The sequence below is a fragment of the Haemophilus sp. THUN1690 genome (genome assembly GCF_059704375.1).
On the sequence record NZ_AP046582.1, the window covers coordinates 1,327,526 to 1,354,249 of the forward strand.

Here is a 26,724-nt window from a genome sequence, read left to right on the forward strand (position 1 = left end):
TTATGTCGCAGTAATAAAAAGCACTACAATTCATGCGATAAAAATGCCTTTCCGTTCATAAATAGGAAAGGCATTTTTTACATTCAAACTATATCTCAGTAGGTTTATTCATTACCAAATCATTCCATCATCACTTTCATAAAGACTATTTAATTCTGTCATCATATCATTTAAATGAATATTTTTAGATAAACTTGGATGCGCTTGTACCATCAATTTAAGTTCTAATGCCACTAGAATTTAAAATAAGATATCTATTTGTGAGATGTACCTTCATAACGAAACTCACGGATGGTGTCGCTGTAATCACAGCCATAACTCAAGCAAATGATATAAAAGTAGCAACTCAAGCCCTAAAGGAAGAAAGTGATGCACTCAACTTATAACTAAAATAAAAGACAAGCTATTGTCATAGGGCAAAATTTAGAGCCCATAATTTTATTTAATATAGGGTAATTTTAAGCGGTTAAATCTTTATATCAGAACCAGATAAACTGAATTTCTAGTTAGGATTTGACCGCACTTTCCTTTACAAGCCAAATATTTTCTCTACAATACCCCACCTAACGATTTGCCTAGCGCAAATCCCTGACCTGAAATCAGACAAAAGAGAATATTATGACAACCCAATTCAAACCAGAATTACTTTCCCCTGCTGGCTCTCTCAAAAATATGCGCTATGCTTTTGCCTATGGTGCAGATGCCGTTTATGCTGGACAACCTCGTTATAGCTTGCGTGTACGTAACAATGAATTTAATCACGCCAATTTAAAAATCGGGATTGATGAAGCCCATGCGCTTGGCAAAAAATTCTATGTAGTGGTGAACATTGCACCGCATAACTCCAAACTCAAAACCTTTATCAAAGATTTACAACCTGTGATCGACATGGGCCCAGATGCCTTAATTATGTCTGACCCAGGCTTAATCATGTTGGTGCGTGAAAACTTCCCTGATATTGATATTCACCTTTCTGTACAAGCAAATGCGGTAAACTGGGCAACGGTGAAATTCTGGAAACAAATGGGATTAACCCGTGTGATTTTATCGCGCGAATTATCTATTGAAGAGATCGCTGAAATTCGCCAACATGTGCCCGATATCGAACTCGAAATCTTCGTACACGGTGCGTTATGCATGGCGTATTCTGGCCGTTGCTTACTTTCTGGCTATATCAACAAACGCGACCCAAACCAAGGTACTTGCACGAATGCTTGTCGTTGGGAATACAAAATGGAAGAAGGCACGACGGATGAACTAGGCAACATCGTGCCTAAAATCGATCCTGCTCAACAAATTGAAGTGAAAAATGTGGCGCCAACCTTGGGCGAAGGTGCGGTAACAGATAAAGTTTTCCTTTATACAGAATCACAAAAGCCTGATGAGCAAATGACGGCGTTTGAAGATGAGCACGGCACTTATTTTATGAACTCAAAAGATCTGCGTGCAGTACAACACGTGGAAAAATTGACCGCACTTGGTGTGCATTCTTTAAAAATCGAAGGCCGTACTAAATCATTCTATTATTGCGCAAGAACCGCACAAGTTTACCGCAAAGCCATTGATGATGCGGCAGCAGGAAAACCATTCGATGAAAGCTTAATGGATACGTTGGAATCCCTTGCTCATCGTGGTTATACCGAAGGTTTCTTACGTCGTCATACGCACGATGAATACCAAAATTACGAATACGGTTATTCTATTTCCGATCGTCAACAATTTGTCGGTGAATTTACCGGTAAACGTAATGAACAAGGTATGGCTGAAGTGGCAGTAAAAAATAAATTCTTGCTTGGTGATGAAGTGGAAATGATGACCCCACAAGGCAACATCGTCTTTAAGATTGAAAAAATGCTCAATCGAAAAAATGAAACGGTTGATGCCGCACTAGGTGATGGGCATTTTGTGTTCTTAGATGTACCACAAGATATCAACTTAGACTACGCCTTATTAATGCGTAATTTAGTCAATAGCAATACAAGAAATCCACATAATTAAATGACAAAAAATTATTTGTTAAGAAAATGTTGCATTTTTGTATTTTATTATTATAATACGCCACATACCTGATTTGTTAATTCAACAACTCATAGTATGACTCCAAATATTTTTGCCCTTTCAGCTTTTGAAAGGGCTTTTTTTACTCGGAGTATTCTGCAACCTCAAACCAACTTTCTAGAATCAAACAAGCAGAGATCCCATCTACTTTGCCTTTTTTTAAGGCACGAAAACCGCCTCTGTCAAAAATTTCACTGCGTGCCTCAGTTGTTGTTAAACGTTCATCTTGTAGCTGAACATTAACACCAAAACGACCTTGTAAACGATTTGCAAATTTACGAGCACGCAAAGTGAGATCTTGCTCTGTTCCATCCATATTTAAAGGCAAACCAACTACAACAACATCTGGTTTCCATTCTTTCAAGCATTTTTCGATCGCATCCCAGTTTGGAATACCATCTTGCGCCTTAAAAGCAGGTAAGGCTTGAGCGGTGCCAGTAATACTTTGCCCTACAGCACAGCCAATACTTTTGGTACCAAAATCAAAAGCAAGTGCAGTAATCCCCATTAGCTATGCCCCACTTGTGCAAACACAAAATTATGTGGGTGAATACCAAGCAATTGATTCGCCGCAACATAGCGCTCATCATAAGGCATATCAAATAAAATCTGATCGTTCGCAGTAGCGACTAACCAAGCATTATCAGTGATTTCTTTTTCTAATTGCCCTGCCTCCCAGCTAGAGCACCCTAGAGCGATAAGATATTTTTCTGGTGCAAGTTCAGAACCTAGCGTCTCTATTACATCAGCAGAGGTTGTCATTGAAAGATCATCCGTGATTTTATAAGTATGCTGGAATTCATTCGGTGTATTCTTATGTAGAATAAAACCTCTTTCGCTATGCATAGGGCCACCTGCTACCACCATTTCATTGCTAAAAGTGCGGTCATTTTTCATCATAAAATTAAGTTTTGAATAAAGTTCCGCAATGCTTAAATCCGTTGGCTGATTAATCACTAACCCCATCGAGCCTTGCTCATTATGCTCGCACATAAACACCACAGTACGATTAAAATAATCATCTAAATGTGGCATCGCGATCAAAAATTTCCCTTGTAACTCCATCATTCACCTAAATCTCCAAAACAAATCTGTAGTGCACTAATCGCCGCAAGCGATGCAGTTTCAGTACGCAAAACACGCTTTCCTAATAAAATTTCAGTAAATCCTTGCTGTTCAGTTTGTGCAATTTCTTGTACAGATAATCCACCTTCTGAGCCAATTAATAAGCGAACACCTTCAACGGGAATATTCGGTAACGTTTTAATCGAATATTGCGCTCGTGGATGTAAATTCAATTTTAGCGCTCCGTCATTTTCTGCACACCAATCTTGTAATTTCATCAGTGGACGAATCTCCGGCACAATATTACGGCCACACTGTTCACAAGCAGCAATCGCAATTTTTTGCCATTGTTGAATTTTTTTATCCATGCGTTCACCATCAAGTTTTACGCCACAGCGTTCTGACCATAATGGCGTAATCACGTTCACTCCCAATTCCACCGATTTTTGAATGGTAAATTCCATTCGCTCTCCGCGAGAAATCACTTGCCCCAAATGAATTTTTAAATTGGATTCTTTATCCGCAAGCTCACGCCCCAAAATCGCTACCTTTACAGTTTTTTTATTCGACTCAATAATTTTGGCTGGATAAATATGATTAGAACCATCAAAGAGTTCAATTTGCTCGCCCTCTATCATTCTTAACACGCGCCCTACATGGTTTGCCGCGTCTTCGGAAAGTTGACATTGAGTTTGATTTTCAAGGGATTCTGGATGATAAATTCTTGGTATGCGCATAATGTTTATCTATATGAATGAAAAAGTGCGGTTAAAATTCACCGCACTTTTGATGTTGAAATTAATCCGAAAGGTTCTGCGGCAATCGCTCTAGAATAGCTTTCCAATAAGTTGAAGAACGTAAATTATGTTTACGAATACAATCCACCACCGCATCAGCATTTCCCGCAAGGCAAATTTGTTGCATTTCTAAATAGAACGTTTTTGTAAGTTCTCGGTGTTTTTCTTCTTTAAAAAATAAAAAACCAATTCGTTGATAGACCCCTTTCAAACTATTAAAAATTAAACGATAAAAGGGTTTGTTAGCCACTACGGTAAATTGACGAAATAATTTGTAATCAAATTCTGTGTAATCTTGCGCCGTATTTTGTAATTGATCTAATTCGGCAAAAAGTGCGGCAGATTGTTGAGGAGAATTTTTTACTGCCTCATAAATATAAGATTCAGACATTTTACTGCGTAAAGACAACATATTGTCAATAATCAAAGGTGCTGACTGCATATCTAAACCGATTAGCGTTTCAATAATATTCGGCCCTGCTGTGTCCCAAATATTATTTACTTTTGTGGGTTTACCGTGCTGAATCGTCAACCAACCATCACGCGCCAAACGTTGTAAAACTTCACGTAAAGTTGTACGAGTTACACCAATCTTATCAGCCAAATCACGCTCTGAGGGTAAATTGCTGCCCGCTGGGAAAACATCTTGCCAAATGCTTTTCACTATATATTCTTCAGCTAAAGCGGCGGGGCTTTGGGCTTTCAAAATGTCATTATCATGTTGCATAAATTAAAAAATCAGATAAAAATCAAAAAAAAATGCAATTTTATAAAAAAATTACTTACTTTTTATTATCCTTTAAAGGGGGATATATTACAATGTTAGCGCAATAAAAAAATAATGGAGTGCTCTATGACAAACACACAAGCCTTTATGAAAAACTTTCTTGGCGCGAGCCCAAATTGGTACAAACTCGCCATTGTCGTTTTTCTCATTGTTAATCCAATTATTTTCTTTTTTATCAGCCCCTTTCTTGCGGGTTGGTTGCTCGTTGCTGAATTCATTTTTACGTTAGCAATGGCATTAAAATGCTATCCGTTGCAACCCGGTGGCTTATTAGCGATTGAAGCTATTATTATAGGGATGACTAACGTAGAACACGTAAAAACGGAAATTATGGCAAACTTTGAAGTGGTATTGCTATTAATGTTCATGGTGGCAGGGATTTTCTTCATGAAACAACTGCTTCTTTACGTATTCACGAAATTACTTGTCAAAATTCGTTCAAAAATCGCGCTTTCTTTAGCTTTCTGTTTTAGCGCAGCCTTCCTATCAGCCTTCCTTGATGCATTAACGGTTGTTGCCGTAATTATCAGCGTAGCAATGGGATTCTATGGTGTTTATCACAAAGTCGCATCAGGTAATAATTTAATTGATGCTGTTGATATTGCCGATGATGGAAAAATTGCAACACAACATCACGAAACCTTAGAAAAATTCCGTTCATTCTTACGTAGTTTGATGATGCATGCGGGCGTCGGAACCGCACTTGGTGGCGTAATGACAATGGTGGGTGAACCACAAAACTTAATCATTGCCGAACAAGCCAAATGGAACTTTATCGAATTTTTCTTCCGCATGGCGCCAGTTACTGTTCCAGTATTTATCTGCGGATTGCTCACTTGCTTCTTAGTCGAAAAATTCAAATTATTTGGTTATGGTGAAAAATTACCTGAAGACGTATGGAAAATCTTGTCAGATTTAGACCGCACTAATTCAGAGAAAATGTCCAAACAAGACAAAATTAAATTAGGCGTCCAAGCGTTAATCGCTATTTGGTTAATTCTTGGGTTGGCGTTCCATCTTGCGGCGGTGGGCTTAATTGGTTTAAGTATCATCATTTTTGCTACAGCATTCACAGGTGTGACTGACGAGCACACTATCGGTAAAGCATTCCAAGAATCCTTGCCTTTCACTGCATTGCTCGTAGTATTCTTCTCAGTGGTTGCCGTAATTATTGATCAAAAACTTTTTGCGCCAATCATTCACTTCGTACTTTCTTCAGAAGAAAATACACAGCTTGCCTTATTCTATGTATTTAACGGCTTGCTTTCTTCTATCTCTGATAACGTATTCGTCGCAACTGTTTACATCAATGAAGCCAAAGCAGCATTAACGAATGGCGTAATTGCTCCGCACCAATTTGAATTGCTCTCTGTTGCAATCAATACAGGGACAAACTTACCATCAGTAGCGACACCAAATGGACAAGCCGCATTCTTGTTCTTATTGACTTCATCGCTAGCGCCATTAATTCGTCTTTCTTACGGAAGAATGGTTTATATGGCTTTACCTTACACGATTGTACTTTCACTCATTGGTTTACTAGCTATTGAATTTATCTTACCAGCCGCCACTATTTGGCTAGCAAGTTTAGGCTTAATTTTGCCAATCTAAGGAGAAGAAATGCTCGCGCTTTTAAAACGATTCTCTGAAAAACGTTCTGCATGGTTACTGCTGGCATTCTCAAGTTTAGCACTAGAATCCACCGCACTTTACTTCCAATATGGAATGGGATTACAACCTTGTGTACTTTGCGTGTATGAACGTTTAGCAATAATTGGGTTGTTTATTGCGGGCATTATAGGTTTACTTCAACCTCGCGCTTTAATCATTCGATTAATCGCTTTGGCATTAGGCTTATTCAGTGGCATTAAGGGATTGTTGGTTTCATTCCGTCATCTTGATTTACAAATGAATCCTGCCCCTTGGAAACAATGTGAATTTATTCCAAACTTTCCTGAGACTTTACCGTTTCACCAATGGTTTCCATTTATGTTTAGCCCGACTGGCTCTTGTAATGAAAGTCAATGGTCATTATTAGGTGTGACTATGGTGCAATGGTTGGTATTTATTTTTGCAGTATATGTGATAATTCTTGCTTTATTATTAATAGTGCAAGTAGTCAAAACACGAAAACAAAGAAGAATATTTAATTAAAAAAATACGGTGAAATTTCACCGTATTTTTTATTCGCTAGATTTTGTTATTTTTTATCTGAAGGCTGTGCTCTGCCATAATTCACACAAATAATCTGAGTAGCATTATAAAGCGTTGTATCAGGTGTTAAACTTAACGTATGTTTCTTTTGCTTTTTAGGTGCTGCACGTAAACCCTGTCCCCAAAACTCATCATAGAAATCAGTTCGCACTTGAGTTAAATGATAATTTGCACAATTCAAAATCTTGTACTGACGAACAGAACGTGCATAACGTCTAGGCTCAGGATAAACATACAATCCCTTATCTAAATTTACCACTGCATCAAAATGTACAATTTGTGGCTCTTGATTATCCACCCAGATCGATTCACTATCGATATAATAATTTGCATTCTTCACTAAACGTACATATCCGCTTCGCACATCAGTCGGTGGTGTCAGCTTCACATCATTTTGTTCAGCCTTTTGAGTTTGCGCAGAACAGGCAGTAAGTAACCCAAATGATAATATTAAAATCAGTTTTTTCATTATTCACTCCTTATGTTAGTTGACATTCACTCTAGAATTTTACAGTGTGCCCATAACCTTCTAGGATTGTTTTAATATGTTCTAACAATTCTTTGGTTGGCGGTAATACCTCTTCAAGCTCATAATCTAACCCAAGGGTTTTCCATTTATGCGCACCTAATCGATGATAAGGAAGAAGTTCAACTTTTTCAATATTGGTCATACCTTCAATAAACTGACCTAATAAATGCACATCGTGATCGCTATCGGTATAACCAGGAACAACAACATAACGAATCCATGTACGTTGATTACGTTTTTGCAAATATTTTGCAAATTCAAGGGTACGTTTATTTGGTACTCCAATAAGATTTTGATGAACTTGATCATTAAGCTCTTTTAAATCGAGTAAAACAAGATCCGTTGCATCTAATAATTCATCAATAATATGATCATAATGACGTACAAAACCATTTGTATCTAAGCAAGTATTAATCCCTTCCTCTTTACAAGCACGGAACCAATCGCGCACAAACTCTGCTTGTAACACAGCCTCACCGCCTGATGCCGTGACACCACCGCCAGTAGCATTCATAAAATGGCGATAAGTCACGACTTCTTTCATTAAATCTTCGACACTGATTTCTTTACCACCTTCAAGATCCCAGGTATCACGATTGTGGCAATATTTGCAGCGCATCAAGCAGCCTTGCATAAATAAAATAAAACGAATACCTGGCCCATCTACAGTGCCACAGGATTCAAAAGAGTGAATTCTTCCAAGAACTGACATACATAAATTTCCTAAAACTAGATATAGCTAAATTTTACCAAATATTTAGTCTATAAAAAATGAGCCTGATTTAAATCAGGCTCATTATTAAAATATATTTATCAAAGTGCGGTCATTATTCGCTGACTTTTTGAAAAGTTTGCACCACTGGTGCTTGTTCACAATATTCGACCAGTACAGGTACAATTGAGGTAAAGTGTGGCGTTGCAAAATGTTGTTCTAAATCGGCTTTGCTTTTCCATTGCTCAATAAAAACATAATGATTAGCTTGCTCGCTATTTTGTTGTAATTCATAAGATACGCATCCTGTTTCTTGACGAGTATGCTTAATTAATTCTTGGCATTGGGTTAGAAAATCATTAATTTTTTCCGCTTTTACTGAAAATTAGGCAATAACTGTTAGCATAATTTGCTCTCCTATATATAAAAATAAACCACTCACAAAATTAGTTTGTGAGTGGTTTATATTAAAACATAATATTATTTACTTAGAAAGACTCAGTAAATGTACGGGTTACGACGTCTTGTTGTTGCTCTTTAGTTAAAGAGTTGAAACGTACTGCGTAACCAGATACACGGATGGTTAATTGCGGATATTTATCCGGATTTTCCATTGCATCTAACAACATTTCACGGTTTAACACGTTTACGTTTAAGTGTTGACCGCCTTCTACTGTTGCTTCGTGGTGGAAGTAACCATCCATTAAGCCAGCAAGATTACGGCGTTGTGCTTCTGCATCTTTACCTAACGCATTTGGTACGATTGAGAAGGTATAAGAAATACCATCTTTCGCGTAAGCAAATGGAAGTTTAGCCACAGAAGTTAATGATGCTACCGCACCTTTCTGGTCACGACCATGCATTGGGTTTGCACCTGGTCCGAATGGTGCACCAGCACGACGGCCATCTGGAGTATTACCAGTTTTCTTACCATAAACTACGTTAGAAGTAATGGTTAATACTGATTGTGTAGGCACTGCATTGCGGTAAGTTTTAAGTTTTTGAATTTTCTTCATGAAACGTTCAACTAAGTCACAAGCGATGTCATCAACACGGTTGTCGTTGTTACCATATTGTGGATATTCACCTTCGATTTCGAAGTCGATCGCTACGTTGCTTGCTACAACATTGCCATCTTTATCTTTGATGTCGCCACGAACTGGTTTAACTTTCGCATATTTAATTGCTGAAAGTGAGTCTGCTGCAACAGAAAGACCAGCGATACCACAAGCCATAGTACGGTATACATCACGATCATGTAATGCCATTAATGCTGCTTCGTATGAATATTTATCGTGCATGTAGTGGATGATGTTTAAGGCAGTTACATATTGTTTTGCCAACCAATCCATAAAGCTATCCATACGGGTCATTACTGTATCAAAATCTAATACTTCATCAGTAATTGGTGTAGTTTTCGGACCTACTTGCATACCTAATTTTTCATCGATACCGCCGTTGATTGCGTATAACAATGTTTTCGCTAAGTTTGCACGCGCACCGAAGAATTGCATTTGTTTACCAACAACCATTGGTGATACACAACATGCGATTGCGTAGTCATCATTGTTGAAGTCTGGACGCATTAAATCATCGTTTTCGTATTGAACTGATGAGGTATCAATCGATACTTTCGCACAGAAACGTTTGAAGTTTTCAGGTAATTGTTCAGACCAAAGAATCGTTAAGTTTGGCTCTGGAGAAGTACCCATGTTGTAAAGGGTGTGTAAAATACGGAATGTATTTTTGGTTACTAATGTACGACCATCTAACCCCATACCTGCGATGGTTTCAGTTGCCCACATTGGGTCGCCTGAGAATAATTGATCGTATTCAGGAGTACGTAAGAAACGAACCATACGGAGTTTCATGACTAAGTGGTCAACTAATTCTTGCGCTTCAGTTTCAGTAATTTTTCCTGCTTGTAAATCACGTTCGATATAGATATCGATAAAGGTTGCAGTACGACCGAATGACATTGCCGCACCATTTTGTGATTTGATTGCAGCAAGATAAGCAAAGTACATCCATTGAATGGCTTCTTGAGCATTAGTTGCCGGGTTAGAAATATCATAACCATAGCTTGCAGCCATTTGTTTTAATTGGCCTAATGCGCGGTGTTGTTCTGCGATTTCTTCACGTAAACGAATTGTTGTTTCAAGATTTACGCCATCTTCTAAATCTTTTTGTAAAGAAGAGAATTGTGCGTATTTATCTTTCATTAAGAAGTCAACACCGTAAAGCGCTACACGACGGTAGTCACCAATAATACGACCACGACCATAAGCATCTGGAAGACCAGTTAATACACCAGATTTACGACAACGTAAAATATCTGGCGTATAAACATCGAATACACCTTGGTTATGTGTTTTACGGTATTCAGTGAAGATTTTTTTCACTTTTGGATCAAGTTCACGACCATAAACTTTACAAGAACCTTCCACCATTTTGATACCACCGAATGGCATAATGGCACGTTTTAAAGGTTCATCAGTTTGAAGACCAACGATTTTTTCTAAATCTTTGTTAATGTAACCTGGTGCGTGAGAGATAATGGTAGATGGAGTATGTTCATCAAAATCTAATGGCGCGTGAGTACGGTTTTCAATTTTAATTCCTTCCATCACAGATTCCCAAAGCTTAGTTGTTGCTTCAGTTGGACCTGCTAAGAAAGAGTCATCGCCTTCATACGGGGTATAGTTTTTTTGGATAAAGTCACGTACATTGACATTTTCTTGCCAATCACCACCAGCAAAACCAGCCCACGCCAATTTTTGCGCTTCATTAAGTTCTGACATAGTCATTTCCTTTGTTAATTAATAAATAAGTAAATCTTTAATGAGTTTTGGTTAAATAACGTTGGAATACACCCATGCAAATTGCCCCGCCGACAATATTTCCCAACGTTACGGGAATTAAATTCTTCACAATGAAATGATACAAATCTAAATCTGCGTATTTCATCGGATCAACGCCGATTTGTTGCCAAAATTCAGGAGTACTAAAATGTGCGGTAATAATTCCCATCGGAATCATAAACATATTTGCCACACAGTGTTCAAATCCTGACGCAACAAACAAACCAATCGGCATAATCATAATAAAAGCTTTGTCTGTAACAGTCTTACCAGAATAAGACATCCAAATCGCCACACACACCATAATGTTGCATAAAATACCTAGATTAAATGCTTCAAACCACGTGTGATGAATTTTATGTTGGGCGGTTGCAAGAATTGTTAAACCCCATTGGCCATTTGCTGCCATGGTTTGCCCCCCAAACCAAATAACAGCCGCAATAAATAAACCGCCCACAAAGTTGCCTAAATATACTACAATCCAATTTCGGATCATTTGCGTTGTGGTTATCTTACCACCAACACGGGCAACTAATGTTAAAGTAGAAGAGGTGAATAATTCAGATCCTAATATCACCACCATAATCACACCTAATGAGAATACTAACCCACCCACTAATTTGGTCAGCCCCCAAGGTGCTCCGGCACTAGCAGCTTGTGTTGTCGTGTAAAATACAAAAGCTAAAGCAATACAAGCTCCAGCACTAATGCCAGACATAAACGATAAAAATGGACGTTTATTTGCTTTATAAGTAGCTGTACTTTCTGCATAATCCGTTGCTTCAACAGGTGTGAGCGCAACAGAAGACAGTTTTTGAATTTCTGATGCCATAATCAAACTCCAAATATTAAAAAATTTGATGAAAATTTAATACTTCTAATATGTTTACAACTTCAAATACTTCTACCACCGAGGACATTTTACTCTTTTAATTTTTCATTTCAAAGAAATGCTACGATTTATTCTAACAAAATTTGATATTTTGCAAGATTTTTTCAGATAAAATAACCATAACTCTTTAGTGATAGTTTTTAGGTAAAAAAATAACCGCACTTTTATCAAAAAAGACAAAAGTGCGGTTAATTTTCTGGTTATTTTAGCAATACTCAGGACACATTAAGGTACAAAATAATGAGGTATAAAATGACTATCATTACCCGTCACAGCCGTAAAATCTTCGCGTAATCCCATACCGCAAGCCACATCACCCACAACCCAAGAGCCGATAATGGGATACATTCCATCAAAACTCGGTAATTCAAATTTTTGTTGATAAACATAACCTGAATTACCATAAAACGTAGAGTGTTCGCTTCCTTTCGCTGCAAATTCTACGCCATTGTTTTTCTCATAATAGAAGACATTGGCACCTTCTCGACCTAACAATGGTTTTTTCACCCACATTGATAAATCTTTTGGTAATTCGAAGGGCGTAAAATAAGCAGGCAATAAATTCGGATGATTAGGATAACGCGCCCAAAGTTTTGCCAATAGTGCTTTATTACTTAACAACATTTTCCACGCAGGCTCAATAAATCGTGTTTCAGCGGTTGTAATATGGCGAGCAAACTCAGCGTGGCTTAGCCATTCCAGTGGATACAATTTAAATAACATTTCAATAGGCTGTTCATTTAAATCTACAAATTTTTCTGTTTCGCTGTTATAGCCAATATCTTCCACTGCTAATTGATGAATATTCCAACCTGCGTTATAAGCCACATCAGCTAAATAATCTACATTGCCCCAATCTTCACGGCCAGCATCCTGCATGGCACTCAAATGGAAATCTGTTTTGCCGCTTTGTTGTTTCAAAAATTGGAAATGTTTTATTAATTCTTCATGAATCCAGTTAAATTGATCACGATGTTTCAGTCCCTCAATTTGCTCCAACCACTGCCATTGAACAACCGCAGCCTCCAACAAAGATGTTGGCGTATCGGCGTTATATTCAAACATTTTTAGATTATCGCCATCATAGCCAAAATCAAAGCGTCCATATAAATAAGGATCTTGATTACGCCAAGAGGTTTCAATAAGCTGTTTTTGCAACTCCGTAAAACGATAATTTTCATAATCGCCTTTTTTAATTTCATCCGCCGCAAAATCTAGACACATTGAATGTAATTCATTAGTGGTATCCTCAATGCGATCGATTTCCGCTAAGGTAAATTCATAAGCGACATTATCAGACCAATAATGAGATCCATCACTAGAAGGCAAATTATAGTAATCAAATCCAACATTAAGTAGCTGTTGTACCATATCTGGTCGAGTAGGAAACCCGGTTACACGTTTCATTTAACCCCCACTGCTACGATTAGTATTATTTGGGCTACTAAAACCACCGCGAGATACAGGTTTGCTATTCATGCTTCCTGCATTTCCTTTCACAAGCATTGGTTTTCCAACAGAACGATTCGTTTGTGGTTGCACAACTTGCCCTGTTGGTGTGGTGACAGCTCGATTTCCGGGATGATAGCTCGGGCCAAGGAAACTACTAATTGCACGAGCCGCCATATACCCCATAACGCCACCAGCAATCGCAGCCCCTAAAGAAGGATCGGTACTTTCAGCTTTTGCAGTCGATTCCGCATTGTTCTCGCTTTGATTAGCTTGTGCATTATTTTCAGCTGGATTTTTTACCGCACTTTCTGCATTACCATTATCACGAATATTTAAACCAAGCCCCTGCTGTGGTGTAGTTTCAGTTTTCTGAGTACTCTCGGTATTTTTATCTGCTTCACAAAGCTCAATTTTTTTCCAATCAGCTAAACAATCGTCTAAAGACTGATACACATCACGTTGTACTTGTTCTTCTGAACAGCCTCCTAATAAGGCCACAATAGATAAACTAACTAAAATCTGATTTTTCTTTTTCATTGTTCTCAATTTTTATCGAATGGTTTTCACGCCTAGCCATTGCTCGGCCTGTTTATTGGTAATTTCTTCACGAGTCCACATACTCATTAAATCTGGTTGTGGATATTTATTGCTGTTATAGCCGACTAAATGGGCAAAATCAAATACGGCATGAGGATAGCCATTAATAAGCAACAAGGCTAAATAACCAGTCTCATCCCAACAAATTTCAAGTTTGCGTGCTTCATGATGATTAGAGGTTGAATCAACATTATACACGTGCAACATATCCACTATCGGTTGAGCATTTTGACGCATATCAAGCGCATAAAAATAGCCTGTTTCGCCGTCATCTTCAAACATTACAGCAAAATGCTCAAATACCGTAGAATGCGTTCCCACTTGCTTTGGCGTTCCTAAAAAGAGTTCGTCCTCTAAAGTTAAATGTAACATTCCCTTTCCTTTAAATATTAGATATAAAAACACCGCACTTTTATACAAAGTGCGGTGAGATTTTACAGTAAATTCAGCGTGAATTACGCTTGACCTTTAACCGCTTTTAAGCCAGGGAATGCCGCTGGAGTACCCGCGCGTTCTAATGCTTCTTCGATACGGATTAATTGGTTGTATTTCGCAATACGGTCAGAACGGCTCATAGAACCAGTTTTGATTTGACCTGCTGCTGTACCAACAGCTAAATCAGCGATAGTCGCATCTTCGGTTTCGCCTGAACGATGAGAGATAACCGCGGTGTAACCTGCATCTTTAGCCATTTTGATTGCGGCTAAAGTTTCAGTTAAAGAACCGATTTGGTTAAATTTGATTAAGATAGAGTTTGCGATACCTTTTTCGATACCTTCTTTTAAGATTTTGGTGTTAGTTACGAATAAGTCGTCCCCCACTAATTGAACGCGGTCGCCTAACACTTTAGTTTGGTATGCGAAACCTTCCCAGTCAGATTCATCTTGACCATCTTCGATAGACACGATTGGGTATTGTTTGGTTAATTCTTCAAGATAGTGTGTGAACTCTTGAGAAGTGAATGAACGGCCTTCGCCTTTCATTTCGTATTTGCCAGTTTCTTTGTTGTAGAACTCAGAAGATGCACAGTCCATTGCTAAAGTCACGTCTTTACCTAATACATAACCTGCTTTTTCAACGGCTTCTTTGATACATGCTAAAGCATCAGCGTTAGAGGCTAAGTTAGGTGCGAAACCACCTTCATCACCTACAGCAGTGCTCATGCCTTTAGATTTTAATACTTTAGCAAGGTTGTGGAATACTTCAGCACCGATACGAAGTGCTTCACGTAATGTTTTCGCACCAACTGGTTGAATCATGAATTCTTGGATATCCACGTTGTTATCTGCGTGCTCACCACCGTTGATGATGTTCATCATTGGTAATGGCATAGAGTAAACGCCTGGTGTGCCGTTTAATTCTGCGATGTAAGCGTAAAGTGGTAAACCTTTAGATGCTGCAGCTGCTTTTGCATTTGCTAAAGATACCGCTAAGATTGCGTTTGCACCAAAGTTAGATTTGTTGTCGGTGCCGTCTAAATCGATCATGATTTGGTCGATTTCAGCTTGGTTAGACGCATCTTTACCAAGAATTGCTTCAGCAATTGGGCCATTTACTGCTGCTACAGCTTTTAATACGCCTTTACCCAAGAAACGAGATTTGTCACCATCGCGCAATTCTAATGCTTCGCGAGAACCCGTTGATGCACCAGATGGAGCCGCTGCTAAACCAACAAAACCACCTTCAAGATGAACTTCAGCTTCAACAGTTGGATTACCGCGTGAGTCGATGATTTCGCGACCAATCACTTTAACGATTTTTGCCATTTTTATTTTCCTCAATTAAGTTAATTAAAACGGGTTAGGCGAGCCTAAAACAGGCGATATGATAAAGCTATTTTGAGATTTTGTCTTGTAAAAAATGCGTATGCTTTGATCTTTATCTATTTTTACAAAATAAAAGAGCGGTGAAAAAATTCGTTGTTTCTCACCGCTCTTTTTACTCAAATTTAATCCATTACTTCACAGATTGTTTGTGATTTTCATAAGCTGCTTTTACAAAGCCTGCAAACAACGGATGGCCATCACGAGGCGTAGAAGTAAATTCTGGATGGAATTGGCAAGCGACAAACCAAGGATGATTTGGCACTTCGATAATTTCTACCAATTTTTTATCTGCAGATAAGCCCGTTACTTTCAATCCTGCTTTTTCAATTTGTGGAAGCAAGGTATTGTTCACTTCATAGCGATGACGATGACGCTCTTCAATGGTTTCTTTGCCATAAAGCTCGCGAGCGCGACTACCTGACACCAAATGACATTGTTGTGCGCCTAAACGCATTGTTCCGCCAAGATCAGATTCATCGGTACGCACTTCTGTATTACCATCTGCATCTTGCCATTCCGTGATTAATGCAACCACAGGTTGTTCACAATCTTTATCAAATTCAGACGAATTTGCTTTAGTTAAACCCGCTACATTACGTGCATATTCAATCAACGCAATCTGCATACCCAAGCAAATGCCCAAGTAAGGAATTTTGTTTTCACGTGCATATTGTGCGGTACGAATCTTACCTTCCACACCACGATAACCGAATCCACCAGGAACAAGAATACCATCAATTCCTTTTAATACTTCAACACCTTTGGTTTCAACATCTTGGGAATCAATATATTTAATGTTAACGCTTAAACGATTCGTTAAACCTGCATGTTTCAACGCTTCATTTACAGATTTATAGGCATCGGGTAACTCAGTATATTTACCCACCATCCCAATGGTCACTTCACCCACTGGATTGGCTTGTTTGTAAAGCACTTGCTCCCATTCAGACAGATCCGCCTCTGGACAAGTCAAACGGAAACGTTCACAGACGAAATCATCTAAGCCTTGAGATTTTAATAACGCTGGGATTTGATAAATCGAATTTACATCTTTTAATGAAATAACTGCGCGTTCTGGAACGTTACAGAATAAAGCAATTTTCGCACGTTCATTTGGCGGAATCATGCGATCTGAACGGCAAATCAACACATCAGGTTGAATACCAATAGAAAGTAATTCTTTTACAGAATGTTGAGTTGGTTTAGTTTTTACTTCACCCGCAGTTGGAATATAAGGCACTAAAGTTAAGTGCATAAATAACGTATGTTCACGACCAACTTGAACGGCTAATTGACGTAATGCTTCTAAGAATGGGAGTGATTCAATATCCCCAACGGTACCGCCCACTTCAACAATCACAATATCGTGACCTTGAGCGCCTGCAATGACGCGATCTTTAATTTCATTGGTAATATGTGGAATCACTTGAATTGTTGCACCAAGATAATCGCCACGACGCTCTTTACGTAATACTTCAGAATAAATTTTACCTGTGGTGAAATTATTACGTTTAGTCATTTTCGTACGGATAAAACGCTCATAGTGACCTAAGTCTAAATCTGTTTCTGCGCCATCTTGAGTGACGAAAACTTCCCCATGTTGGGTTGGACTCATCGTACCCGGATCCACATTAATATATGGATCTAATTTCATAATAGTTACGTTTAAACCACGAGCTTCTAAAATTGCCGCCAATGATGCTGCCGCAATGCCTTTACCTAACGATGAAACCACACCGCCAGTGACGAAAATATAATTTGTAGCCATAGGGAACCTAATCTGTATTGGGATATAAATGATTATAGCTAATCATCTTACAAACAAAATCAACCAAAAGTGCGGTCAAAAATCGAAGATAACTAGCTATCAAAGACGGGACGATAGTTTACCTGATTTGGTTAATGAACTCAATTAGAAAACCACAATTAGCATGTAAAGCCTTGTTAGATTTATCTATCCTCTAGGATGAAATCTTTCATGCAATCGTTTCAATCTCTCTTTTGCCACATGAGTATAAATCTGTGTTGTGGATAAATCTGTATGCCCTAGCAACATTTGCACCACGCGTAAATCCGCACCGTGATTCACTAAATGAGTGGCAAAAGCATGGCGAAGAACATGAGGGGAAAGTGCATCAGCATCAATATCCGCGAGAATGGCATAATGTTTTACACGATGCCAGAAAGTTTGACGAGTCATTTGCTGGGCACGCTGACTTGGAAACACAACATCAGAACTCTGCCCATTTAATAGCACAGGGCGACCATAAAGCATAAATTGACGAACCCAATAGGCAGCTTCTTCCCCCATTGGCACAATACGTTCCTTGTTCCCTTTACCAATCACTCGCACCACACCTTGTTGCACGCTCATGTTTTCAATCGTAAGCGAAACTAACTCCGTGACACGAAGCCCCGTCGCATAAAGCAACTCCAACATTGCTTTATCACGCAATTCCAAAGGCACGTCCACATCTGGTGTATTGAGCAAATCAGACACTTGTTGCTCAGTTAAATATTTTGGTAGGCGACTGGGTAATTTAGGCGAACTTAGCACCGCACTTGGATCATCTACTCGGTATTTTTCCCGGTATAAATATTGGAAAAGTTTACGCATTGCACTTAACATTCGCGCAGTGCTCGTGGCTTTGTAACCTTTCTCCAAACGTTCACCTAGAAAACCTTGCAAATCTACAGCATCTAAGGTTTCCAAAGACAAGTCGTTTTTATCCAACCAATCACAAAGTGCGGTTAAATCCAAACGATAAGATTGAACGGTATTTTCTGAAAGCCCTTTTTCAATCCAATATTCGTTAAGGAACAAATCAATAAGCGCAAGATTTTTCATATTACTTCTCTACAAGGAAAGCGATGCGTCCTATTTATGCTGAACAATCAAAAAAGCATTTAACTTGCGTGGAATCACAAAAAATGCAGCAGCCGCGATGATACTCATAAATAAAAATGTCATCGCTGGAGAAGTTGGATAAATCATACCTGCAATCGCGGTGAAAATGGCAATGAGTACCCCATTCGATAAGCCATTATACAAACCTTGTAACTTCGCAATATGACTTTGCGGTTGCGTGGTGATATAGCGAACAATCGCATAATGGCAAACGGCATAAGTCAAACTATGCATAAGTTGCAATAAGAATATCAACCAAAAATCTTCAATATATCCCATTACAGCCCAGCGTCCGATGCACGCAAGCGCAGAAACATAAAGTAGCACACTAATAGAAATATTTTGAAATAAGCGACGAGAAAAGAAAAATAATACAATTTCCGCTAATACCCCAATTCCCCAAAGTAAGCTAGTTTGTGAAACAGAAATTCCAATGCTTGTCCAATAAATTGTGCTATAAACATAATAAGCCGCATGAGAGCCTTGAATGAGTCCCACTGCAATCATGACTCGCAATGTAATAGGATTTTTCAGTAACGCAATAAAACCAATATTATTTTGAGCGCCACCTTCAGGCATTTCATCTTTTGGGGGAATGGTTGGTTTTAAAAGCTGAATGATGGTATAGAAAGATAAAAGTGCGGTCAAAATCCAGACAATATTTTGCTCGCCAACCCAGCCAATCATGCCACCAAATACCACTACACCAAGAATAAAAGCAGCAGAGCCAATCAAACGTACTTTACCGTAATCTAAGCCTATTTGTCGTTGCCAAGTGGATGCTAACGAATCCCCAATCGGCATTCCCGCTGAATTCACAGAAGCATACAAACCAATAGCAATAAACAACAACCAAAAATTATGTGCAACTAAACTCATTGCCGCCATGATAATGACCGATGCTAATGCCAACAGGCGTAAGGAATTAATAATATGATTGGCTTTTTTAATCAGCGATGAAAAAAATAATCCGCCCGCAAATCGGAAAATATAAGCACTCCCGATCACCAAACCAATCATTTCTTCACCATATTGTTGCGATTTCAACCATGCTGGGAAGAACGGCAAAAATACGCCATAAGCGCAGTAGTAACCTAGAAAGCTCAGTGCGAGCCAATAAAAAGGACGAACTTGCATCAGAATAAAGTTTCCATTTCTTGTGAACGAGACAAGCAAGCCTGCATAGCTTGCTCTATAGTTTGATTAAAATGTTGTGCGTCAAATACCGCTAACGCCGCCGCAGTGGTGCCACCTTTCGAAGTGACATTTTCTCGTAAAGTTGAAAGCGCAATTTGCGGATTTTCTGTCACCATTTTTGCTGCACCAAGCATGGATTGCTGCACTAATTCACGCGCAGTTTTCTCATCAATATTCATTTTGATTAAGGCTTGCTGCATCGCTTCCAGCATCAAAAAGAAATAGGCAGGGCTACTTCCTGAAGCGGCAGTTACTGCGTGCATTTGAGTTTCATCATCCATCCAAACTGTTCTTCCCACAGCCCCCAACAAATCTTGTGCAAAAGTGCGGTAATTTTCATTCGTATTTTTAGGTGCGAATAACCCCGCCATGCCTTCCCCCACTAATGCGGGCGTATTTGGCATGACGCGCACTATTGATTTTATACTTGGAATTAATGCGTTCAAGCGTTCAGTTGAAATCCCCGCAGCAATGGAAATTAACAATTTATCGGAAAAATCCACCGCACTTAGTGGAGAACAAACATCAGCCATCATTTGAGGTTTTACCGCAAGCAACACAACCTCAGCTTTGATTACACTTTCCACATTATTTTCTGAAGTTGCCACGCCAAGATTGGCAAAAAATGCTCTTTTTTCCTCATTCGGATCATTCACAATAATTTGCTCGGCAGGGTAACCTTGTTTCAATAAACCAAGAATAATAGCCTGCGCCATATTGCCACCGCCAATAAAGGCAATCAATTTGTGTTGCATCGTTTTTCCTACTTTTATGGGCTATAATGCTGCACATTCTACCCTATATTGAAGGAAGTGTTACGATGTGGTTCAAAAATTTAATGACTTATAGACTAACTAAACCGCTAGATTGGGATCTTGCACAGCTACAAACTCAACTGGAAGATTGTCAATTCCATCCTTGCGGTGCTCAAGATCAAAGTAAATTTGGCTGGTCTGCTCCATTACGAGGCGCTGATTTACTCTATTTTTCTGTAGGAAAACAAATTCTATTAATCGCCAAAAAAGAAGAAAAAATCTTGCCGGCAAATGTGGTCAAACGTGAACTTGATGAACGCATTGAAAACCTTGAACAAAAAGAAAATCGCAAACTTAAAAAGGTAGAAAAACAAACATTAAAAGATGATGTTGTGATGAATTTATTACCGCGTGCGTTTAGTAAAAATCAACATACGGCACTGTGGATTGATACGGAAAATAATCTTGTTCATGTTGATGCCGCATCGAGTAAACGCGCGGAAGATGCGCTCGCATTACTGCGTAAATCCTTAGGTTCTCTCCCTGTCGTGCCTTTAGCTTTTGCTAATGAACCCAGCACGATTTTAACGAATTGGATCGTTAAAGATAGCTTACCACATTGGTTACTTGCATTAGAAGAAGCCGAGCTTCGTGGCAGTCAGGAAGACAGCGTTATCCGTTGTAAAAAACAACCCTTAGAAAATGAAGAAATTCTCGCCCTTCTGCAAGATGGCAAAAAAGTAGTAAGTAAATTAGCCTTAGAATGGGAAGATACCTTAACTTTCGTTTTTAATGAAGATTGCACCCTAAAACGTTTAAAATTTGCAGATAGTGTACGCGAAAAAAATGATGATATTCTGAAAGAAGATTTTGCACAGCGTTTCGATGCAGATTTTGTACTGATGACTGGTATTCTAGCCAAACTCACCGAAAATTTATTAGATGAATTTGGTGGCGAAAAAACTAGGCTGTAAAATCATATTATAAATTTACCGCACTTTTAATTGAACAATATTTGCCTAGACAAAGGTTAAATCAAGCATAAACAAGAGCCTTTCCAAAAATATGAGGAAAGGCTATCTAATTATTGAATTATTGCTCAGTATTAGAGTTGCTGCTCGGCTTACGTCGTTTTCCGATATTTTTCGTATCCTTATGACGTAATTTCACTTTTTTCTTCGCCTCTGTTTTTTTCTTTTCTTCACGTTTTTCTTTAATACGTGCCTTTTGTTTTTTGCTGACAGATTTCACTTCACCATCTTTTGGTGGCTTAGTGCGAGGTTCTAAACCTTCTAAAATACGCGCCTTTAAAATTTCCTCGGTATAGCGTTTGATTTTACCTAGTAACTTGTAATCATGGGCTTCGACAAAAGAGACCGCCGTGCCCTTTTTACCTGCTCGCGCTGTACGTCCAATTCGATGCAAATAAGTATCCGCACTATACGGCAAATCAAAATTCATAACATGGCTTACATCGTCAATATCAATACCACGCGCAGCCACATCTGTTGCAACCAACACCGTCACAATACCTGATTTCAATTTATCAATCGCATTGTTACGTTGAGTTTGTGCCATTTCACCTTCTAAATACGCGGAACGGATACCTCGTTTACGCAATGTTTCAGAAAGTTCACGCGCATCTTCACGACGGTGAACAAACACAATTCCACGTGTCACTTCTTCAGTTTCAATAAAACGCGCGAGCAATTTGATTTTGTGTTCATTACTGTCTGCGTGATAATACCATTGGTTGATTTTTTTTCTTTCTCGACGGCTTGGTTCAGCATCCACTTTAACAGGATCATTCAACAAACGATCCGCAAAATCGACTAATAACTCTCCTTCTAAGGTTGCAGAAAACAACAAGGTTTGTTTCCGCCAACGGGTTTCTGCCGCAATTTTTTCCGCATCTTGCCCAAATCCCATTTGTAACATTCTATCGGCTTCATCAAAAATCAGCATTTCAACCGAACGGCAATCAAAATTTTCTTCCTTAATGTACTGCAACAAACGGCCAGGCGTAGCCACCACCAAATCTTGATTGGTATTGAACACATCACCGTGATTTTGATACGCCACGCCACCTGTAATAGTCGCAATATTTAAATGAGTGAACTGCGCTAATTCTTCCGCTTGTTCAGCCACTTGCATTGCCAATTCACGGGTTGGCGTTAATACCAAAATACGCGGTGGGCCTGGTTTACGGCGTGGATAATCCAATAAATGTTGTAGCGCGGGTAATAAAAAAGCAGCAGTTTTCCCTGTTCCCGTTGGTGCAGAGCCTAATACATCACGCTCTTCCATTGCTGCTGGAATAGCTTCCATTTGAATAGCTGTTGGGCGGGAATAACCTTTTTTCTCAAGCGCCTTTAAAAGCTCAGGAGAAAGATCGAATTGTTCAAATTGGGATAAATTCATTATTGTGCGGTTCTTTGTTAAAATTGGCGCGAATTATACCCGAAAAGCACCTAAAAGTGCGGTCAATTTACGAAAAATTTATGAGCGGATTTACCTTTAAACAATTCCATATCAATCAAGATTCTTGTGCGATGAAAGTCGGCACTGATGGCATTTTGTTAGGTGCTTGGGCAGATGTAAAGCATTGTAAAAACATTTTAGATATGGGTAGTGGCACAGGATTATTGGCTTTAATGTTGGCACAACGAACAAAAGAAAACTGCCAAATTCAAGCTGTTGAGTTGGATCCCATTGCAGCCAAACAAGCGCAAGAAAACATCAATGATTCAGTGTGGAAAAATCGCATTCAACTTATTCAAACGGATATACAACATTTTTTACAAACCACAGAACAAACCTTTGATTTAATTGTGGCAAATCCACCTTATTTTGAACAAGGTATTGCTTGCAAAAATGAGGAAAGAGAATTGGCTCGTTATACCAAGCAAAGCCACTTAAATTGGTTAGAATGGGCTACCACGCGCTTAGCAGAAAATGGGAAAATAAGTTTTGTTTTGCCTTATGAGGCAGGCAAAACGCTCACAAAATCCACCGCACTTTTTTGCATAAAACAGACGAATGTCATCACTAAAATGGGAAAAACGCCGCAAAGAATGCTACTTACCTTTGCTAAACAGCCACAAGTTTTAATGCAAGATCAATTGGTGATTTATGATGAGGATAATCAATACACTGAAACGTTTATTGAATTGACTAAAGATTTTTATTTGAAATTTTAAAGGGGAGAAAATTCTCCCCTTGAACTGATAAAAGGCGCTTAATTACCATTCATAACCATAAGCAGCCCCAACCATAACATCTTTCTTACCTGACATATTGGATGCTCCACTAAATTTAACAATATGTTTACCATTATCTGCCAAACGAGAATATCCAACCGCTAAGGCTTGTTCTCCACGATAATACGTGGTGGCGGTACTTATAGATGATCTACCTGAAGTATGTGGCTGAGGCAGCAAACCCATTGCACCTGCAATAGCAACGCCTCGACGTCCGCGACGATCAACTTCATCCATTTTATTGTTTAATTGATTAATTGAACGTGTATTTTGTGCCACAGATTGATTAGTTTCATATAATTGCTGACCATTTACCGCCTCTTTTGATATTGCAGAAATCTCACCAGCAGCTACATTCACTACTTTATTTCCGCCATTATTTAAGCCGTTTTCAGTAATAGAAACAGTTTTATTGCCTGTATTAATGGTTACGCCATTGGTGTTCATAACTGTATTGCCAGTGTGGACTTCTTTAACATTAACGATGTCATTTGGTGTAAGGCTATTACCATCTCTGCCGTCTCTGCCGTTTATGCCATCTCTACCGTTTTGTCCATCTTTACCATCTCTGCCGTCTCTACCATTTTGCCCTTTCAAATCAGGATTAGTTTTAATAGCATCGCTATCTAATTCCATAAATAGAACCTGATTATTATTTTTATCCTTTTGTAGCGATGCTTTTAAGCCATTACCAAAAGAAAAACGAAGATTCGTTAAATTAAACGGTGAACCTAGTTGTGTAAGTGGTGTGCCAATATTAAAGTTAGCACCATTACCACTTCCGCTGTTATAAAATAGCACAGGTGCAGCTGCCAAGGCTTTTAATTGTGCCACATTCACTGCGTCAGTATCTTCTGAACCCGCAGCAACATTCGTGATTTGGCGAGTGATACCTAAATCAGAATTACCCACAGATACCGCACCGGCAGAACTTCTCCAAGTGTTGGCATCATTGTAGTTGGCTTGAATCTCTGCTAGTGCCAATTTTTTAGCTGCAATGGCATCATCACGATTCTTACGCATCTTTGTCGTCGTTTCAGAAGCCTTATTACGAATATCTTCAGTTTTGCCATATAAACGGTCATATTCTGATACCTTTAAGGTTTCATTATACGAAAAAATCTTCTCGTCTAACTCAATAATCTTTGCTCGTAAGTTGTTATAAGCTTCTAATTTCTCAGCTGATAGAACAGTACTCATATCTTTTAGTAGCGTTTCTGGTTTAGTCGCATTATATGCTGTAGATGCATAGCCTAATGGATCAAAACCAATTACATCGCTTTTTGTATTTGCCAAAGAGTTATCTCCTAGAGCTACTGTCGAATCAAATGTAGCCATAGCACTTGGACCAAGTGCGACAGAATTAACGCCGGTTGTTTGAGCATTATCCCCCATAGCAATAGATTTTACGGCATTAGCTTGGCTTTGATAGCCCAATGCGATAGAGCTATTATAATTTGCTCGAGCTTCTTGCCCTTGAGCAATACTATATATTCCATGTGAATAGGTATATAAACCAATAGCCATACTGCCAAAGCCACGTGTACCATACGCAGTATTACGCCCCTGCTGATCAACTTGCGTGCCAATCGCAATAGAATAATGCCCCCAAGCCAGTGATGTTGCACCTAATGCAGTTGAGTAAATCCCTATAGTTTTTGCACGGTCACCAACCGCAGTACTATTTTCTCCTCCTGTTTCAGCGTTAGTACCAATAGAAACAGCTCGTGTACCATTAGCAATAGCTCCCGTACCTAATGCGATACCATAGTTTTTATGATCCACATTCGCTTTAGCAAGATTACCTAATGCAACAGAACCTACACCTCCAGTATAAGACTTATAACCAATAGCAGTAGCTGCTGTGTGGAATGGAGAACCTTGCTTAATAGAATCATTTTTAGCTTCAGGACCAATAGCAACAGACACTCCAACTTTTGACTGAGCACCATATCCAATAGCTATAGAACGTTCAGTTTGAGAACTTTCCTCTACCTTAGCTGCGGTACCAATAGCAAGACTATAATCTCCTCCAGCCTCAGCTGCAAAACCATTTGCTAATGCTTGCATTCCCGTCGCTTTCGCCTTATATCCTGTTGCGATACTTGCATAGTTAGTTGCTTTTGATTCAGCACCTAGCGCAACAGAATAGGAACCAGAAGCTAATGATTCATCACCAATCGCAATAGCTTTTCCTCCTGTTGCACCAAATGGGTTGGCTAACCCAAAACGAGCTAATTCAGGATTCTTTGGATATAACGCTTTTTGCTTATCTAATGTTGCACGAGCCTCCGCGACACTTTTTGCATAAGCAATAAAAGAATCACGTTTTTTCTGATCTGGAATAAGTTGTTTGAGTCGGGCGTCATCTTTAATAAGTTCTGCTAGTTTTGTTTCACCCTGTGTTGCGTTAGTAAGTTCAGAAATGACCGCTTGATCGGTGATATTGCTTTTAATCGTACTATCATAATTCAGAAATTCTCTTAATTTATTTGGATCATCATAGAATTTCTTCATTTCTTTTTCACTAGTATGCACACCAATCGCAATTGCTCGTTCTCCTACCGAATAAGCATCTGCGCCAACTGCAATACCATATTGATTAGTTGCCTCCGCGTATGCACCTAACGCAGTTGTATTAATTTCAGTGGCCTGAGACTTTGTCCCCATCGCTATTGCGTCAGTTTTTGTTGCTTGTGCGTTATTCCCAACAGCTGTACCACCAGCACCATTTTTTCCCATTTTTTGTTCTAATTGATCAATACGATTAATTAATGCATTGTATTGCTCTTGTGTAAGAGTGATATTATCTGC

The 26,724-nt window shown here is 38.9% G+C and carries 24 protein-coding genes and 1 pseudogene; 5 read left to right on the forward strand and 20 right to left on the reverse strand.

Annotated elements, in window-relative coordinates; all coding sequences use genetic code 11:
* Positions 1–111: 111 nt before the first annotated feature.
* A complete protein-coding gene (locus AC6H22_RS06235) occupies positions 112–234 on the reverse strand; it encodes a hypothetical protein (protein WP_268988368.1) in 123 nt (40 codons plus the stop codon).
* 384 nt (positions 235–618) lie between these two features.
* Between AC6H22_RS06235 and trhP the strand changes: the two genes are divergently transcribed.
* Entirely contained in the window at positions 619–1,998 is a 1,380-nt protein-coding gene (gene trhP, locus AC6H22_RS06240) for a prephenate-dependent tRNA uridine(34) hydroxylase TrhP (protein ID WP_118817203.1), read from the forward strand.
* Between the two features lie 142 nt (positions 1,999–2,140).
* Here the strand turns inward: trhP and ruvX are convergent, their stop codons facing one another.
* The 4 genes from ruvX to fadR form a co-directional block, all read right to left on the reverse strand.
* A complete protein-coding gene (ruvX, locus tag AC6H22_RS06245) occupies positions 2,141–2,566 on the reverse strand; it encodes a Holliday junction resolvase RuvX (protein WP_005646895.1) in 426 nt (141 codons plus the stop codon).
* Positions 2,566–3,126 carry a YqgE/AlgH family protein gene (locus tag AC6H22_RS06250; protein ID WP_005627726.1) on the reverse strand — a complete coding sequence of 187 codons (561 nt, stop codon included), beginning with the start codon at positions 3,124–3,126 and terminating at the stop codon, positions 2,566–2,568. The genes ruvX and AC6H22_RS06250 overlap by 1 nt, the downstream gene beginning before the upstream one ends.
* On the reverse strand, positions 3,123–3,860 hold the full coding sequence (gene rsmE, locus AC6H22_RS06255; protein WP_005627723.1) for a 16S rRNA (uracil(1498)-N(3))-methyltransferase: 738 nt from the start codon (positions 3,858–3,860) through the stop codon (positions 3,123–3,125). Before rsmE ends, AC6H22_RS06250 begins: the two co-directional genes overlap by 4 nt.
* A 61-nt stretch (positions 3,861–3,921) precedes the next feature.
* Positions 3,922–4,647, reverse strand: a complete 726-nt coding sequence (fadR, locus tag AC6H22_RS06260) for a fatty acid metabolism transcriptional regulator FadR (RefSeq protein WP_005627721.1) — start codon at positions 4,645–4,647, stop codon at positions 3,922–3,924.
* Between the two features lie 126 nt (positions 4,648–4,773).
* Here fadR and nhaB point away from each other — a divergent pair, with 126 nt between their 5' ends.
* Together nhaB and dsbB are read left to right on the forward strand one after the other, a co-directional pair.
* The gene (gene nhaB, locus AC6H22_RS06265; protein WP_032825605.1) at positions 4,774–6,318 is read left to right on the forward strand and encodes a Na(+)/H(+) antiporter NhaB; all 1,545 of its coding nucleotides are present in this window, start codon (positions 4,774–4,776) and stop codon (positions 6,316–6,318) included.
* A gap of 9 nt (positions 6,319–6,327) precedes the next feature.
* Positions 6,328–6,861, forward strand: coding sequence for a disulfide bond formation protein DsbB (gene dsbB / locus AC6H22_RS06270; protein ID WP_005627716.1), 534 nt, complete (start codon positions 6,328–6,330; stop codon positions 6,859–6,861).
* 46 nt (positions 6,862–6,907) lie between these two features.
* Here the strand turns inward: dsbB and AC6H22_RS06275 are convergent, their stop codons facing one another.
* From AC6H22_RS06275 to proC, 13 genes and pseudogenes are all read right to left on the reverse strand, one after another.
* A complete protein-coding gene (locus AC6H22_RS06275; protein ID WP_005627714.1) occupies positions 6,908–7,390 on the reverse strand; it encodes a surface-adhesin E family protein in 483 nt (160 codons plus the stop codon).
* A 31-nt stretch (positions 7,391–7,421) separates the two neighbouring features.
* Entirely contained in the window at positions 7,422–8,162 is a 741-nt protein-coding gene (gene pflA, locus AC6H22_RS06280) for a pyruvate formate lyase 1-activating protein (protein WP_005627712.1), read from the reverse strand.
* A gap of 115 nt (positions 8,163–8,277) precedes the next feature.
* Positions 8,278–8,568 (reverse strand): annotated as a pseudogene (locus AC6H22_RS06285) (putative quinol monooxygenase).
* A gap of 82 nt (positions 8,569–8,650) precedes the next feature.
* Complete coding sequence (gene pflB / locus AC6H22_RS06290; RefSeq protein ID WP_192885333.1) at positions 8,651–10,963, reverse strand: formate C-acetyltransferase; 2,313 nt, start codon at positions 10,961–10,963, stop codon at positions 8,651–8,653.
* 37 nt (positions 10,964–11,000) lie between these two features.
* Positions 11,001–11,855, reverse strand: coding sequence for a formate transporter FocA (gene focA, locus AC6H22_RS06295; RefSeq protein ID WP_005627709.1), 855 nt, complete (start codon positions 11,853–11,855; stop codon positions 11,001–11,003).
* 285 nt (positions 11,856–12,140) lie between these two features.
* Positions 12,141–13,322 (reverse strand): glutathionylspermidine synthase family protein, encoded by a 1,182-nt coding sequence (locus AC6H22_RS06300; RefSeq protein ID WP_114892505.1) that lies wholly within the window; start codon positions 13,320–13,322, stop codon positions 12,141–12,143.
* Positions 13,323–13,904 (reverse strand): DUF1190 domain-containing protein, encoded by a 582-nt coding sequence (locus AC6H22_RS06305; protein ID WP_118800981.1) that lies wholly within the window; start codon positions 13,902–13,904, stop codon positions 13,323–13,325.
* 12 nt (positions 13,905–13,916) lie between these two features.
* Entirely contained in the window at positions 13,917–14,336 is a 420-nt protein-coding gene (locus tag AC6H22_RS06310) for a DUF2251 domain-containing protein (protein ID WP_497515517.1), read from the reverse strand.
* 83 nt (positions 14,337–14,419) lie between these two features.
* Positions 14,420–15,730, reverse strand: coding sequence for a phosphopyruvate hydratase (gene eno, locus AC6H22_RS06315; RefSeq protein ID WP_118800984.1), 1,311 nt, complete (start codon positions 15,728–15,730; stop codon positions 14,420–14,422).
* A gap of 190 nt (positions 15,731–15,920) precedes the next feature.
* Positions 15,921–17,558, reverse strand: coding sequence for a glutamine hydrolyzing CTP synthase (pyrG, locus tag AC6H22_RS06320; RefSeq protein ID WP_009500874.1), 1,638 nt, complete (start codon positions 17,556–17,558; stop codon positions 15,921–15,923).
* 186 nt (positions 17,559–17,744) lie between these two features.
* Positions 17,745–18,638 carry a site-specific tyrosine recombinase XerD gene (xerD, locus tag AC6H22_RS06325; RefSeq protein ID WP_005654087.1) on the reverse strand — a complete coding sequence of 298 codons (894 nt, stop codon included), beginning with the start codon at positions 18,636–18,638 and terminating at the stop codon, positions 17,745–17,747.
* A 30-nt stretch (positions 18,639–18,668) separates the two neighbouring features.
* On the reverse strand, positions 18,669–19,835 hold the full coding sequence (locus tag AC6H22_RS06330) for a 3-phenylpropionate MFS transporter (protein ID WP_497515518.1): 1,167 nt from the start codon (positions 19,833–19,835) through the stop codon (positions 18,669–18,671).
* Positions 19,835–20,650, reverse strand: coding sequence for a pyrroline-5-carboxylate reductase (proC, locus tag AC6H22_RS06335; protein WP_497515519.1), 816 nt, complete (start codon positions 20,648–20,650; stop codon positions 19,835–19,837). Before proC ends, AC6H22_RS06330 begins: the two co-directional genes overlap by 1 nt.
* Positions 20,651–20,715: 65 nt before the next feature.
* Here proC and rdgC point away from each other — a divergent pair, with 65 nt between their 5' ends.
* Positions 20,716–21,624 carry a recombination-associated protein RdgC gene (gene rdgC / locus AC6H22_RS06340; protein WP_497515521.1) on the forward strand — a complete coding sequence of 303 codons (909 nt, stop codon included), beginning with the start codon at positions 20,716–20,718 and terminating at the stop codon, positions 21,622–21,624.
* A 118-nt stretch (positions 21,625–21,742) separates the two neighbouring features.
* Here rdgC and srmB read toward each other — a convergent pair whose 3' ends face one another.
* Positions 21,743–23,071 carry an ATP-dependent RNA helicase SrmB gene (gene srmB / locus AC6H22_RS06345; protein ID WP_497515522.1) on the reverse strand — a complete coding sequence of 443 codons (1,329 nt, stop codon included), beginning with the start codon at positions 23,069–23,071 and terminating at the stop codon, positions 21,743–21,745.
* An 80-nt stretch (positions 23,072–23,151) separates the two neighbouring features.
* Here srmB and AC6H22_RS06350 point away from each other — a divergent pair, with 80 nt between their 5' ends.
* The gene (locus tag AC6H22_RS06350; protein WP_497515523.1) at positions 23,152–23,850 is read left to right on the forward strand and encodes a tRNA1(Val) (adenine(37)-N6)-methyltransferase; all 699 of its coding nucleotides are present in this window, start codon (positions 23,152–23,154) and stop codon (positions 23,848–23,850) included.
* A gap of 42 nt (positions 23,851–23,892) precedes the next feature.
* Here the strand turns inward: AC6H22_RS06350 and AC6H22_RS06355 are convergent.
* The coding region (locus tag AC6H22_RS06355) for a YadA-like family protein (protein ID WP_497515524.1) at positions 23,893–26,724 on the reverse strand (2,832 nt) is incomplete at its 5' end.